11 protein-coding genes and 2 tRNA genes are annotated in these 14,392 nt (G+C 36.5%); all 13 read left to right on the forward strand.

The window, feature by feature from the left end; genetic code table 11:
- Positions 1-229: 229 nt before the first annotated feature.
- A tRNA-Met gene (locus tag ACEWK1_RS21275) sits at positions 230-306 on the forward strand.
- 19 nt (positions 307-325) lie between these two features.
- A tRNA-Glu gene (locus ACEWK1_RS21280) sits at positions 326-397 on the forward strand.
- A 523-nt stretch (positions 398-920) separates the two neighbouring features.
- A complete protein-coding gene (gene spoIIE, locus ACEWK1_RS21285) occupies positions 921-3,395 on the forward strand; it encodes a stage II sporulation protein E (RefSeq protein WP_121664140.1) in 2,475 nt (824 codons plus the stop codon).
- Between the two features lie 75 nt (positions 3,396-3,470).
- On the forward strand, positions 3,471-4,244 hold the full coding sequence (locus ACEWK1_RS21290; protein ID WP_269671123.1) for a vWA domain-containing protein: 774 nt from the start codon (positions 3,471-3,473) through the stop codon (positions 4,242-4,244).
- Positions 4,228-5,268 carry a protein kinase domain-containing protein gene (locus tag ACEWK1_RS21295; RefSeq protein WP_212138689.1) on the forward strand — a complete coding sequence of 347 codons (1,041 nt, stop codon included), beginning with the start codon at positions 4,228-4,230 and terminating at the stop codon, positions 5,266-5,268. The genes ACEWK1_RS21290 and ACEWK1_RS21295 overlap by 17 nt, the downstream gene beginning before the upstream one ends.
- Before the next feature lie 127 nt (positions 5,269-5,395).
- Positions 5,396-6,784 carry a tRNA lysidine(34) synthetase TilS gene (tilS, locus tag ACEWK1_RS21300; RefSeq protein WP_212138688.1) on the forward strand — a complete coding sequence of 463 codons (1,389 nt, stop codon included), beginning with the start codon at positions 5,396-5,398 and terminating at the stop codon, positions 6,782-6,784.
- A 21-nt stretch (positions 6,785-6,805) separates the two neighbouring features.
- A complete protein-coding gene (gene hpt / locus ACEWK1_RS21305; protein WP_098795083.1) occupies positions 6,806-7,345 on the forward strand; it encodes a hypoxanthine phosphoribosyltransferase in 540 nt (179 codons plus the stop codon).
- An 84-nt stretch (positions 7,346-7,429) separates the two neighbouring features.
- Positions 7,430-9,361, forward strand: coding sequence for an ATP-dependent zinc metalloprotease FtsH (ftsH, locus tag ACEWK1_RS21310; protein ID WP_121664144.1), 1,932 nt, complete (start codon positions 7,430-7,432; stop codon positions 9,359-9,361).
- Positions 9,362-9,563: 202 nt separating this feature from the next.
- Positions 9,564-10,334, forward strand: a complete 771-nt coding sequence (locus ACEWK1_RS21315) for a type III pantothenate kinase (RefSeq protein WP_121664145.1) — start codon at positions 9,564-9,566, stop codon at positions 10,332-10,334.
- Positions 10,335-10,385: 51 nt separating this feature from the next.
- Positions 10,386-11,267: an Hsp33 family molecular chaperone HslO gene (gene hslO, locus ACEWK1_RS21320; RefSeq protein ID WP_121664146.1), complete on the forward strand. Its 882-nt coding sequence runs from the start codon at positions 10,386-10,388 to the stop codon at positions 11,265-11,267.
- Between the two features lie 28 nt (positions 11,268-11,295).
- Positions 11,296-12,201 carry a peptidyl-prolyl cis-trans isomerase gene (locus ACEWK1_RS21325; RefSeq protein ID WP_121664147.1) on the forward strand — a complete coding sequence of 302 codons (906 nt, stop codon included), beginning with the start codon at positions 11,296-11,298 and terminating at the stop codon, positions 12,199-12,201.
- 95 nt (positions 12,202-12,296) lie between these two features.
- Positions 12,297-13,220, forward strand: a complete 924-nt coding sequence (gene cysK / locus ACEWK1_RS21330; protein WP_212138687.1) for a cysteine synthase A — start codon at positions 12,297-12,299, stop codon at positions 13,218-13,220.
- A gap of 194 nt (positions 13,221-13,414) precedes the next feature.
- On the forward strand, positions 13,415-14,392 hold a 978-nt coding region (locus ACEWK1_RS21335), incomplete at its 3' end, for an anthranilate synthase component I family protein (protein ID WP_416636637.1).

A 14,392-nucleotide genomic window follows, 5' to 3' on the forward strand; every position in this document is an offset into this window, starting at 1 on the left:
TAAACATCCTGAATCATCTCCTTTGTAGGCTTGCGAGGAATGTGTCTGACAAGAGACATGACGAGCACGGTTTAACCCAAGGAGCGTTTTGATAATTATGGCGGTGTAGCTCAGCTGGCTAGAGCGAGCCGTAAACATCCTGAATCATCTCCTTTGTAGGCTTGCGAGGAATGTGTCTGACAAGAGACATGACGAGCACGGTTTAACCAAGGAGCGTTTTGATAATTATGGCGGTGTAGCTCAGCTGGCTAGAGCGTACGGTTCATACCCGTGAGGTCGTGGGTTCGATTCCCTCCGCCGCTACCATATAACAACATAATACTAAGGCCCATTGGTCAAGCGGTTAAGACACCGCCCTTTCACGGCGGTAACACGGGTTCGAATCCCGTATGGGTCATATTTTTAAAAAACTAGTTGCAGAAATGTAGCTAGTTTTTTTGTGTTTTTTAACTAGTTTAGATTCTTAAATGGAAGATATGTATATTAAGGTTAGTGAACGACAAAATTGATAAGGATGAGAAGTGGAATGTCGTTCATAAGGCGGATGAACGACAAACCCAACAGAAGTACGAAATGTCGTTCATATCCATAAAGACAAACTAACAGGAACAAAAACACAGCACATCCTCCATTAAGACAATGAATGATCCTAATTAATAATAGGAAAACACCCCATAACACAGAAACTCTATGCCTAAAAAACTCATCAAAACATTCTTTAGACTATTCTTGACCTCATACAACACAATTCACAACAATTTGACGAATAGCATAAGCAAAATACTCTAGAAGAATTAGATATTTGTCGCATACTTCAAAAACAGTCGAACGGTTTTTGGAATAGTTACCCTTCTTTTGACAAATTCCTGAATAGACCTTCGATATAATAGCACCAATATGAATAAGTGGGGGAATGAAAAATGGAAAAAGTAGAAAGAAGGTTAATGGAGCCGATATCTGATTTGGGAATGGACAAAACCCAACAAGTGTTCAATCGAATCTTTCACCGATTTTCATCTAAGCTGCAGCTTTTCCTCTTACATAAAGGAATCATTTATGCCTTGATCGGATTTTTATTGGGACGAGCTATTATTTTGTCGGAGGTATTACCTTTTGCTCTTCCATTCTTCGGCGCTATTTTTCTTATGAAGCGGGATAAAGTAGCATTAGCGGGGCTTTCGTTGATTGCTGGGGGTTTAACGGTTTCTTTTGAGGTTGCTTTAGTTATCACAGTATCTATCATTGGTTTTCTTGTTCTGAATCGTTTAGCATCCTATCTTTTTAAGGATCAGTTAAAGATATTACCATTTGTTATCTTTAGTACGGTGGCTCTGACAAGAATTGCCTACTCTTTTGCAATTAAATCGTCGCTAACTTTATATGATTATATGATGGCTGGAGTCGAATCAGGCTTATCATTTATATTAACGTTAATTTTTCTTCAGAGTATTCCATTGATATCGGCACGAAAGTATAAACAATCACTAAAAATTGAAGAGATTATTTGCATTATGATCCTTTTAGCCTCGGTGATGACAGGAATGGTAGGAGTTTCTTTTCAAAACCTGCAAGCTGAACATATTTTCTCTAGATATATTGTTCTCTTGTTTGCATTTATTGGAGGATCTAGCATTGGTTGTACCGTTGGTGTAGTAACGGGGTTAATTTTAAGCTTGGCCAATGTAGGAAACCTTTATCATATGAGCCTTCTCGCCTTTTCCGGATTGTTAGGTGGATTATTACGTGAAGGAAATAAACTAGGAACCTCAATTGGACTTTTGGTTGGTTCAGTTCTTATTTCCTTATATGGTCAAGGTTCTGCTGACTTAATGACGACATTAATTGAATCAATGATTGCGATTCTCTTATTTTTAATTACTCCCAAAGTAGTAACTGGTCGATTGGCTAAGCATATTCCTGGCACAAATGAACATGCGCATGAGCAACAGCAATATGTGAGAAAAATTCGTGATGTAACAGCGCATCGTGTTGAACAATTTTCTCAAGTTTTTAATGCTTTATCCGAAAGCTTTACTACCTTTTATGATAAAGATGAATATGAAGATACAGAACAACGAGAAACAGATCTGTTTCTAAGTAGGATTACAGAGAGTACTTGTCAGCATTGCTTTAAAAAAGAAAAATGCTGGGTGGAAAACTTTGATAAAACATATGATTTAATGCAAAACATTATGCATGAAAATAAGCAAAATACGTACCAGAATAATATGAAATTAAAGAAAGAGTTTGATCGACATTGTTCTAAGGCAAGTAGAGTAGAAGAAGCGATTGATCAGGAAATCAACTATTTTCAGGCAAATCAAAAGCTGAAAAAAGAGGTTCAGGAAAGTCGCAGATTAGTTGCTGAACAGTTATTAGGTGTATCAAATGTGATGGGAGATCTTTCAAAGGAAATTAAAAGAGAAAGAGAAAATCATTTTGTTCAGGAAGAACAGATTTTGGATGCATTGCAGAACTTTGGCATTGAAATTGTAAACGTTGATATTTATAGCGTAGAACAAGGAAATGTTGATATAGAGATGAGTATTCCTTTCTGTAATGGACATGGAGAATGTGAAAAAATTATAGCTCCAATGTTATCCGATATTTTGGAGGAATCCATTATCGTTAAAAAAGAGGAATGTGCAAACTATCCAAACGGCTATTGTCATGTTTCTTTTGGGTCAGCTAAAAGATACCGAATTGAAACGGGTGTTGCTCATGCAGCAAAGGGAGGCGGATTAGTATCCGGAGATAGTTATTCCATGATTGATCTTGGAGTTGGGAAGTTTGCTGTTGCAATAAGTGATGGAATGGGAAATGGTGTTAGAGCTCATTTTGAAAGCAATGAAACGATTAAGCTGCTTCAGAAAATATTACAGTCTGGTATTGAAGAAAAAGTGGCAATTAAAACAATCAACTCCATTTTAAGTTTAAGAACAACAGATGAAATTTTCTCTACTTTGGATCTAGCGATTATTGATTTACAGGATGGTAGCAGTAAATTCTTGAAAATTGGTTCTACACCAAGCTTTATCAAACGTGGGGATAAGATTATAAAAATTCAAGCTAGTAATCTACCTATGGGCATTATTGAGGATTTTGATGTTGATGTTGTTGGCGAGAAGCTTAAAGCGGGAGATTTGTTGATTATGATGAGTGATGGAATTTTTGAAGGTCCTAAACATGTTGAAAATTATGACCTATGGATGAAGCGTAAAATTAGTGAAATGAAAACAACTGATCCGCAGGAAATAGCTGATTTGATTATGGAAGAGGTGATTAGAACAAGATCAGGCAAAATAGAGGATGATATGACAGTTGTTGTTTCATCTATTGAGCATAATACACCTAAATGGGCAAGCATCCCTGTTTCTTCAAAGAAAATAGGATAATCATAGAGTATAAAATAAGCCCCTTCTGGCGAGTATGGTAATAGTCTATTTTTCTGTTAAGCAAAGGGAAAAATTTTGGAGAATGAAAATCATCTCTCTAGGAGGGTAAACATGGAGAAAGGTCATCTAAAACAAATTTTATTAATCACTGATGGTTGCTCAAATCATGGGGAAGATCCAATTGCAATGGCAGCATTAGCTAATGAACAAGGAATTACAGTTAATGTAATTGGTGTATTAGAGGAAAATGTAATCGACCAAGAATCACTCCAAGAAGTTGAAGGGATTGCGATGTCTGGTGGAGGAGTACACCAAATTGTTTATGCACACCAGCTTTCACAAACTGTTCAACATGTAACAAGAAAGGCTATGACTCAAACACTTCAAGGTGTTGTGAATAAAGAACTTCAGCAAATTTTAGGTAAGAGTACCTCAATGGAAGAGCTGCCACCAGAAAAACGTGGTGAAGTTATGGAGGTAGTGGATGAACTAGGTGAGAAGGCTAGTTTAGAAATTCTCATTTTAGTTGATACAAGTGCTAGTATGAAACCGAAGTTACCAACTGTAAAGGAAGCATTATTAGATTTATCAATAAGTCTGAATTCTAGAATAGGTGATAATCGTTATGCTGTGCTAGTATTTCCTGGGAAAAAGGATGAGGTTGAAAAAGTGCTAGATTGGACACCAAAATTAGAGTCTTTATCATCTATTTTTCCGAAATTATCTACAGGTGGTATTACGCCGACTGGCCCAGCAATAAGAGAAGCCATTCAGCACTTTAAGAAAAAACGCTCCCTAAAAAGTTTATTAAGAAACGAAGAAGATTACTACGATGAATCAGGCATGTAATCTTTCACCAGGAACAACGATTGTTGGAAAGTGGAATGGGGAGAGTTACACCATTATAAAAGCGCTTGGACAAGGTGCAACAGGCAATGTTTACTTAGGTGATAGTAGACAAGGTAAAGTAGCAATTAAGCTTAGTGAAAATAGCATGGCAATTACTTCTGAGGTAAATGTGCTAAAACATTTTTCTAAGGTCCAAGGTACTTCACTTGGGCCTTCTTTGCTTGATGTAGATGATTGGAAAAATCATTCCCAAAAATTAATATCATTTTATGTAATGGAATATGTACAAGGAAAAAACTTTCTTGAATTTGTTGAACAAAGAGGAATAGAGTGGTCTACTGTACTCACACTTCAGTTACTTACCAATTTGGAAAAACTTCATCAGGAAGGCTGGGTATTTGGAGACTTAAAACCTGAAAATTTAATTGTGTCAGGTCCACCACCCAAAATAAGATGTATTGATGTTGGAGGCACAACCCAGCAAGGGCGATCTATTAAAGAGTTCACAGAGTTTTTTGATAGAGGTTATTGGGGAATGGGTAACCGTAAAGCAGAGCCAACATATGACTTGTTCTCGGTTGCAATGATTATCATTAATGCTGCCTATCCGAAACGATTTAAGAAAATGAGTGATCGCGATGGGCAAGCTCAGTTAATGGAGAAAATCAATCAGCATCCTTTTCTAAATCAACATAGAGATGTTTTACAACAAGCATTATTAGGGAAATACACTAATGCACGGGAAATGAAGTCAGGTTTTATTCAGTTATTATCTAATAAAGCTAGTAAAGATAAACCTCGTTCACAGTCGTACCAAACAAGGGTTTCTAAGAAACAACAAAGCCCACCAAAAGGAAGGCAAGCAACAAATAAAAAAACGCAACCTCAACCCCAACATTCTAGAACACAAGTGAAACAGAATAAAAAGAAACAAAAGAAAAGAAGTCATATTCTTGAGACACTAGTTATATTAATAGGTGTTTTTGTTGTCTATTCACTTTATGTTTACCATGTTCTAATGTAAAAATGTTAATTTGTAGTAAAAATATGTTGAATATGTGAACGAGTCCTTTCTTTTTTGTTTTTCTTACCAGAAAAGTGGTAGGATTATTATAGGTTAAAACCATAGCAATTCGTTAAATGAGGGGAAAATGGTGAAAAATTTTGAGGCCATTATTCAAAAACAGCAATTGTTTGAGACTGGATCAACAATTGTAGTAGGTGTTTCTGGTGGTCCTGACTCTCTAGCATTGCTTCATTTGCTCTATCAAGTTAGAGAAAAAATGAACCTTAATATTGTGGCAGCACATGTTGATCATATGTTTAGGGGCAAGCAATCTGAAGATGAGATGCATTTTGTTATCAACTTCTGTAAGACATATCAAATAACCTGTGAAGCAACAAGAATCAATGTTTCTGCTTATGCTAAAACAAAAAAGATAAGTGCTCAAGTTGCTGCTAGGGAATGTCGTTATCATTTTTTTACAGAAGTCTTAGATAAATATCAAGCCGACTATCTAGCGCTTGGTCATCATGGAGATGACCAGGTGGAAACCATATTAATGAGAATGGTAAGAGGTAGTACAGGTGAGGCATTAGCTGGTATGAAAATGAAGCGACCATATCATAATGGGTTTCTAATAAGACCTCTTTTAGCCTATTCTAAGCAGCAAATTCTTAACTATTGTAAAGAAAAAGAGTTAATGCCAAGATTTGATCCAAGTAATGAGAAAAGTGATTACACTAGAAATCGATTTAGAAAGCATGTTCTTTCCTTTTTAAAACAAGAAAATCCGCTTGTTCATGAAAGATTTCGTTATTTTAGTGAAACCTTATTAGAGGATGAATCGTATTTACAGGTATTAACCGAGGAAAGCATGAATAAAGTAATCAAAAGAAAAGAAAAATCGGCTGTTGAAATGGATATCAAAAGGTTCTTAAGCCTACCTTTGCCTTTACAAAGAAGAGGGATTAAACTAATATTAAACTATCTATATGTAAATATTCCATCTTCCCTTTCTTCTATACATATTGAGAGTTTGCAGGCGCTGCTCTCGCAGAATCACCCTTCAGGTTCACTGGATTACCCAGACGGTTTAAAAGTGATAAAGTCATATCATACGTGTTTGTTTACTTTTGAACATAAAGAAGCAACAGAATATTGCTTAGATCTTACTATCCCTTCTGTTTTGTCAATCCCAAACGGAAATGGCAGCATATCCTGCAGTTTTGTTAGTGAAGCTGGGGTTCAGGCAAAGGGCAACGACATTTTTCTACTTAATAGTCAGGATCTATATGAACCTTTAATCGTACGAACACGAAAACAGGGAGATAAAATGAAATTGAAAGGCATGAACGGTACAAAAAAGGTAAAAGATATATTTATTGATGAGAAAATCCCATTACATAGCCGGCATTCATGGCCAATCGTAGAAGATGGAAAAGGGAACATCCTTTGGATTCCTGGTCTAAAAAAGTCTAGTTATGAGGCTGAGAATATAGAAGGGGATGGATGTATTGTATTACAATTTAGGAGCTAATCTTCTAGGGGGCACACATTAATGAGACAAGACATTGAAGAAATTTTAGTTACATCTGAGCAAATCCAAGAAAAGGTAAAAGAGCTTGGAGCGATCCTAACAGAGGATTATAAGGACTCATTTCCACTTGCAATAGGTGTTCTAAAAGGGGCAATGCCTTTTATGGGCGACCTATTAAAGAATATTGATACATATTTGGAAATGGATTTTATGGATGTTTCAAGTTATGGAACATCAACAGTTTCTTCTGGAGAAGTGAAAATTATCAAGGACTTAGATACTTCAGTTGAGGGAAGAGATATCCTGATCATTGAAGATATCATTGATAGTGGTTTAACACTAAGCTATCTTGTTAAACTATTCCGCTATCGTAAAGCAAAATCAATCAAGATTGTTACACTGCTTGACAAACCAACTGGAAGAAAAGCTGATATTAACGCAGACTATGTAGGCTTTGAAGTACCAGACGCATTTGTTGTAGGGTATGGATTAGACTATGTGGAAAAATATCGAAATCTTCCATATATCGGGGTGTTAAAGCCTGAGATTTATCAAAAATAATCTCAATTTCTAATTTGTTGTATTACCATGATTTTCTATGATACTATTTAAAATAGTCGTGTTTACTGTGGGAGGAGGTAAGGAATGAATCGGATCTTCCGTAATACCATATTTTATTTACTAATATTTTTAGTCATCATTGGAGTTGTTAGCTTCTTTACTGGTGCTAATCCTAAAACGGAGCAAATAACGTATAATGAATTCATTTCTGACTTAAATAATGGAAATGTAACAGAAATGACTGTACAACCGGTTCGAGGTGTATTTGAAGTAAGAGGTAAAATGAAAGGTTATTCAGAAGACGAAACCTTTCTAACGTACATACCAACCGAACAAGGATTGGATCGTGTTGATAAAGCTGCTGAAGCAAACAATGTAAGCAAATTGGATGTTGCGCCAGCTGAAGAAACAAGTGGATGGGTTACATTTTTCACATCCATCATTCCATTCGTCATTATCTTTATTTTATTCTTCTTCTTACTTAACCAGGCTCAGGGCGGTGGTAGCCGTGTTATGAACTTCGGTAAAAGTAAAGCCAAGCTTTACAGTGAGGAAAAGAAAAAGGTTAAATTTAAAGATGTAGCGGGTGCTGATGAAGAAAAGCAAGAACTAGTCGAGGTTGTTGAATTCTTAAAAGATCCTCGTAAATTCGCCGAGCTAGGCGCAAGAATTCCTAAGGGTGTTCTATTAGTAGGACCTCCAGGTACAGGTAAAACATTGCTTGCAAGAGCAGTTGCAGGTGAAGCGGGAGTGCCGTTCTTCTCAATCAGTGGTTCGGATTTCGTTGAGATGTTTGTCGGTGTCGGGGCTTCACGTGTTCGTGATTTATTTGAGAATGCGAAGAAAAATGCTCCATGTATTATCTTTATTGATGAAATTGATGCTGTTGGTCGTCAACGTGGTGCTGGTTTAGGTGGAGGGCACGATGAACGTGAACAAACCCTTAACCAATTACTTGTTGAGATGGATGGTTTCGGAGCTAATGAAGGTATTATCATTATTGCTGCAACAAACAGACCTGATATTCTTGACCCTGCGTTATTACGTCCAGGTCGTTTTGACCGTCAAATTACGGTTGACCGTCCAGATGTAATTGGTCGTGAGGCAGTACTTAAAGTTCATGCTCGTAATAAACCGTTAGATGAGTCAGTTGATTTAAAAGCAATCGCTGCTCGTACACCTGGCTTCTCGGGTGCAGATTTAGAGAACCTGTTAAATGAAGCAGCACTTGTTGCAGCAAGACAGGATAAAAAGAAAATTGACAACACAGATCTTGATGAAGCAACAGACCGAGTAATTGCTGGTCCTGCTAAAAAGACTCGTGTTATTTCTAAAAAAGAACGTAATATTGTTGCTTATCATGAAGCAGGACATACAATAATTGGTGTCGTGTTAGATGAAGCAGATATGGTTCATAAAGTAACCATTGTCCCTCGTGGTCAAGCAGGTGGCTATGCGGTTATGCTACCTAAAGAAGATCGTTACTTTATGACAAAACCTGAATTACTTGATAAAATCACTGGTTTACTAGGTGGTCGTGTAGCTGAGGAAATTATCTTCGGTGAAGTAAGTACAGGAGCACATAATGACTTCCAAAGAGCTACCAACATTGCTCGTAAAATGGTTACTGAATATGGAATGAGTGAAAAACTTGGTCCATTGCAATTTGGTCAATCTCAGGGTGGTCAAGTGTTCTTGGGACGCGATATCCATAATGAGCAAAACTATAGTGATGCTATAGCACATGAAATCGATATGGAAATTCAACGTTTCATTAAGGAAAGTTATGAGCGTGCAAGACAAATACTTACTGATAATCGTGAGAAGCTTGAATTGGTTGCTCAAACATTATTAGAGGTTGAAACACTTGATGCAGCTCAAATCTCAAGTCTTGTTGAAAAAGGCAAGCTTCCAGATCGACCGGTAACAAGTAACCAGGAAAATGGTGAAAGTTCAGAAGATGTAAAAGTGAATATTAACAGTAAAAAAGAAGATGAGCAATCTTCTGAGAAATAATAAAAAAAGGTCGATGACAAATACTGTTGTCGATCTTTTTTGTGTTTTAAAAAATGAATAAGAAGCTTAACCTACTAACCTATATACATTTTTGCTATTCTTACCTATTCACGGTAGTCTCAAATATGGAAGTAGAGTAACTTTATGATAAAATATAACAGGAATGTCAATATAAAATAGAACAGATAAAGTGGTGATCCTTTTGATTCTTGTATTGGATGTAGGAAATACAAATACTGTTTTGGGTGTGTATGAACAGGATGCTTTAAAGCACCATTGGAGAATAGAAACGAGTCGAAACAAAACAGAAGATGAGTTTGGTATGTTGATAAAGAACCTATTTGAACATGTGAATATATCCTTCAAGCAAATTGAAGGTATTATTATTTCATCGGTTGTACCACCGATTATGTTTGCGCTAGAAAGAATGTGTAGTAAATATTTTGAAATAAAACCGCTTGTTGTTGGTCCAGGGATTAAAACAGGTTTAAACATAAAATATGAAAATCCCCGAGAGGTTGGAGCTGACAGAATTGTCAATGCTGTTGCTGGCATTCAGGATTATGGAAGCCCCCTTATTATTGTTGATTTTGGAACAGCTACTACATACTGCTATGTGAATGAAGAAAAGCAATACATGGGTGGTGCTATAGCGCCGGGAATAAATATTTCCACAGAGGCTCTCTATTCAAGAGCAGCTAAGCTTCCAAGAATAGAAATTACGCGACCTGATCATATCATTGGGAAAAATACAGTAAGTGCTATGCAAGCAGGTATTTTATATGGATATGTTGGTCAAGTTGAAGGTATTGTTAAACGGATGAAAGAACAATCTAATAAGGTACCTAAAGTTATTGCGACTGGAGGACTTGCTTCCTTAATTGCTAAGGAATCTGATTGTATTGATATTGTTGATCCATTTCTAACATTAAGAGGTTTGCAACTAATTTATGAACGTAATGTTCAAGCATAAGTATTTTTTCTAAGGTGCCGGTTACAGGGTACAAAAAGAAGGGAGTTAACTATGAACGACTATTTAATAAAAGCCATGGGATATAACAATCAAGTAAGGGCATATGCAACAAGAACGACAGAAACAGTTGCCGAAGCTCAAAGAAGACATCAAACATGGCCTACAGCATCTGCAGCTCTAGGACGTGCTATGACGGCAGGAGTTATGATGGGATCTATGTTAAAAGGTAACGCAAAGCTGACCATTAAGGTTGAAGGAAAAGGCCCGATTGGCGTTATCCTTGTAGATAGCAATTCAAAAGGTGAAGTAAGGGGATATGTGACAAACCCTCAAACTCATTTTGAGTTAAATGCTCAGGGTAAGCTTGATGTTGCAAGAGCTGTTGGAACGGATGGAATGCTAACAGTCGTGAAGGATCTTGGATTAAAGGATAATTTTTCTGGACAAGTACCAATTGTTTCTGGTGAATTAGGAGAAGACTTTACATATTATCTTGTTACATCTGAACAAGTTCCTTCCTCTGTAGGAGTAGGAGTTTTAGTTAATCCTGATAATACAATCCTGGCTTCAGGTGGATTTATTATTCAGTTACTCCCAGGAACGGATGATGAAACAATTACTGAAATAGAAAATAGATTAAACAGTATTGAGCCAATCTCTAAGTTAATCCAAAGAGGTTTAACACCTGAAGAGATTTTAGATGAAGTGCTTGGTAAAGGAAATGTAAAGATTCTCGAAAAACAACCTGTTACATTCCATTGTCAGTGTTCAAAAGAAAGAATTGAAAATGCGATCGTTAGTTTGGGAGTAGACGAGATTCAGTCAATGATTGATGATGAAGGTCAAGCTGAAGCACAGTGTCATTTTTGTAATGAAACTTACCTGCTTACAAGAGAGGACTTAGAGGAATTAAAGAAAGCCGCAAGTCAATAACGATAAGTTTTATCGGGAGTTGGAGAGAGTGAGCGGGAAAACATTGTGGAGTGTTATTTTCAGCTTAGTCATTCTAAATTGCTTAACAGTTGCATATTTTATTAATCCTTATGGAGTGCTTCCTGTTAATAGTGATGAACAGAAAGATGAAGTCATTGCAACGATTGGTGAAACAACCATCACAAGAGAGCAATGGATGGCCGAGATGGAAACACGCTATGGCAAAGACACACTAAGAGAATTAGTGAACTTGAAAGTTGTTGAGGAACTCGCTGAAAAGTATGATCTATCAGTATCTGATGAGGTTATTGAACGGGAACTAACTTTTTACAAATCAATGTATACATCTCTAGATGAAGAACAATTTTCCGAAGAGCAAAATTGGGAAGAGCAAATCCGATATAGTATTTTATTAGAGGAGCTTTTAACAAAGGATGTTGAGGTTCCTGAAGAAGATCTTCGCTCATTTTATGAAAATAATAAAGAACTCTATGATATAAAAGATATCTATCACTTATCACATATTGTTGTCAAAACAGAAGAAGAAGCAAACGCCATTATCAAAGAAATTGCTGGAGGTTCTAGCTTTGAAGCCTTGGCAATCGAGGCATCAATTGATGAATTCACAGCAAATCAGGGTGGAGATATCGGCTTTATCTCTACAGACAATGATTATGTCTCGAAGGAATACTTGGAAATTGCTCCTGAGCTTTCTGCAGGAGACTGGAGTCAACCGATAAAGGTGAATATGGGTTATGCTGTTCTACTCTTGAAGGAAAAATTGGTTGGTAAAACGTATTCGTATGACGAGGTAAAGGACCAAATCCGCAGACAAATAGCTCTTGAGCAAATGGAAGGGTCTGTGACTGCAGACCCATTGTGGCAAGAGATTGGTGTATCTTGGTTTTATGAAGATGAAATAGGAAAAAAATAGTACGAATAGCATAAAAGGTTTTGACAATTTTGAATTAAATTGATATATTACTCTTATAAATCCAATAAATTTACTCGGGATAGAGGAGGAATAGTATGGCACGTGTAGCAAATTCTATACATGAATTAATTGGTGAAACACCGGTTGTAAAGTTAAACAGACTTGTTGATGATAATAGTGCAGATGTATACCTAAAACTAGAGTTTATGAACCCTGGAAGTAGTGTTAAAGATCGTATTGGACTTGCTATGATCGAAGCTGCTGAAAAGAAGGGTGATTTAAAACCTGGCGATACAATCATTGAGCCTACTAGTGGTAACACTGGAATCGGTTTAGCGATGGTAGCAGCAGCTAAGGGAATAAAGGCAATTTTAGTTATGCCTGATACAATGAGCTTAGAGCGTAGAAACCTGCTACGTGCATATGGAGCAGAATTAGTGCTAACTCCTGGAGCTGAAGGTATGGGAGGAGCAATTCGTAAAGCTGAAGAGCTTGCAAAAGAGCATGGTTACTTTATGCCTCAACAATTTAAAAATGAAGCAAACCCTGAAGTACACCGTTTAACAACTGGTAAAGAGATTGTTGAACAAATGGGCGATCAACTAGATGCGTTTATCGCAGGTATTGGTACAGGTGGGACAATCACAGGTGCTGGTTCCGTTTTAAAGGAAAACTATTCATCTATTAAAATTTATGCAGTTGAGCCTACAGATTCTCCAGTCCTTTCAGGAGGCAAACCAGGTCCACATAAAATCCAAGGTATTGGTGCTGGATTCGTACCAGATATCTTAAATACAAATGTTTATGATGAAATCATCACTGTTAAAAACGAAGAAGCGTTTGAAACAGCTAGAAGAGCAGCTAAAGAAGAAGGAATTCTTGGCGGTATCTCTTCAGGTGCAGCAATTTTTGCAGCTTTAAAGGTAGCTAAAGAATTAGGTAAAGGTAAAAAAGTATTAGCTGTTATTCCAAGTAATGGTGAGCGTTACTTAAGTACACCTTTATATCAATTTGATTAATATAAATTTAATTTATAGAAGGGGTTGACTTAGTCAGCTCCTTTTTTTATTTTAATGATCCCTAAGCTTGTGGTGTTTTTATATTTCCTCTAGGTAAGCAGCATACTAATTTTATAAGAAAAAGCTAAAATACTATGTTTTCTTTCACACAATTATGTAAAATGGATATAAGAGTTTTAAAGGAGAGATTAGTCATGCAACACAGACGGGCATCGTTAAGTATACATTTTGATTATGAACAAGATTTCTTTAATCAATATAAATACCTTACACAAGATGAAGAACAGCATGCCATCTTAGAAAGTGGTCGTGGTGGAAGATATAGTATTGCGGGTATTAAGCCTATAGCCTCGGTAATGGGAAAAAATGATCAGCTTATGATAACGAATGAAAAAGGAACCATTGTAAAAGAGGGGAAGCCTCTTGATCTTTTTAAAGATTGGTTCAAACAGTACTATACTGAATCAGATCCTAATCTCCCAGATTTTCAAGGTGGTGCCATTGGTTTTATTAGCTATGATTGTGTGCGTCATTTTGAAAAATTACCTGCTGTAGCTGTAGATGATTTAGAAACACCTGATTTATATTTTCTTCTTTTTGATGATGTAGCTGTTTATGATCATCAAACGTCCAAGCTATGGTTAATCACTCACTATTATCATGAACAAGAAAAACAGCAGGCAGAAAATAAACTGCAGAAAATGAAGGATAGTTGGACCTCTGAAGTGAAGATTATCAAACAACCAGAGTCAATGGTAATTGAACCATCGTCTAACCCAATAACATTCTCTGAAAAGGGATTTAAAGAAGCTGTTGAAGCAATTAAAACCTATATTAGTCAAGGAGATGTTTTCCAAGTTAATTTGTCTGTAAGACAGCATTTTGCATTGGAAAACCATCCATTTAAAATTTATGAGACATTGCGTAAAGTCAATCCGTCTCCATATATGGCTTATTTACATTTTCCTGAATTTCAAATAATAAGTGGCTCCCCGGAATTACTTGTTAAAAGACAAGGTGATGTTGTAAGTACACGACCAATTGCAGGTACTCGTTCAAGAGGGAAAGATGAACAAGAGGATTTAAAACTTGCAAATGAGTTGGTTGAAAATGAAAAAGAAAGAGCCGAACATGTGATGCTTGTTGATTTGGAGCGCAATGACCTTGGGAGA

The organism is Metabacillus sp. YM-086, from assembly GCF_048059995.1.
GTDB classification, from domain to species: Bacteria; Bacillota; Bacilli; order Bacillales; family Bacillaceae; genus Metabacillus; species Metabacillus litoralis_B.

Excerpts from the sequence above, each read along its gene's own strand:
- cysK (WP_212138687.1), top strand. The coding sequence starts at position 12,297 with ATGGCACGTGTAGCAAATTCTATACATGAATTAATTGGTGAAACACCG.
- ACEWK1_RS21295 (WP_212138689.1), top strand. The coding sequence starts at position 4,228 with ATGAATCAGGCATGTAATCTTTCACCAGGAACAACGATTGTTGGAAAG.
- hslO (WP_121664146.1), top strand. The coding sequence starts at position 10,386 with ATGAACGACTATTTAATAAAAGCCATGGGATATAACAATCAAGTAAGG.
- hpt (WP_098795083.1), top strand. The coding sequence starts at position 6,806 with ATGAGACAAGACATTGAAGAAATTTTAGTTACATCTGAGCAAATCCAA.
- spoIIE (WP_121664140.1), top strand. The coding sequence starts at position 921 with ATGGAAAAAGTAGAAAGAAGGTTAATGGAGCCGATATCTGATTTGGGA.
- ftsH (WP_121664144.1), top strand. The coding sequence starts at position 7,430 with ATGAATCGGATCTTCCGTAATACCATATTTTATTTACTAATATTTTTA.
- tilS (WP_212138688.1), top strand. The coding sequence starts at position 5,396 with ATGGTGAAAAATTTTGAGGCCATTATTCAAAAACAGCAATTGTTTGAG.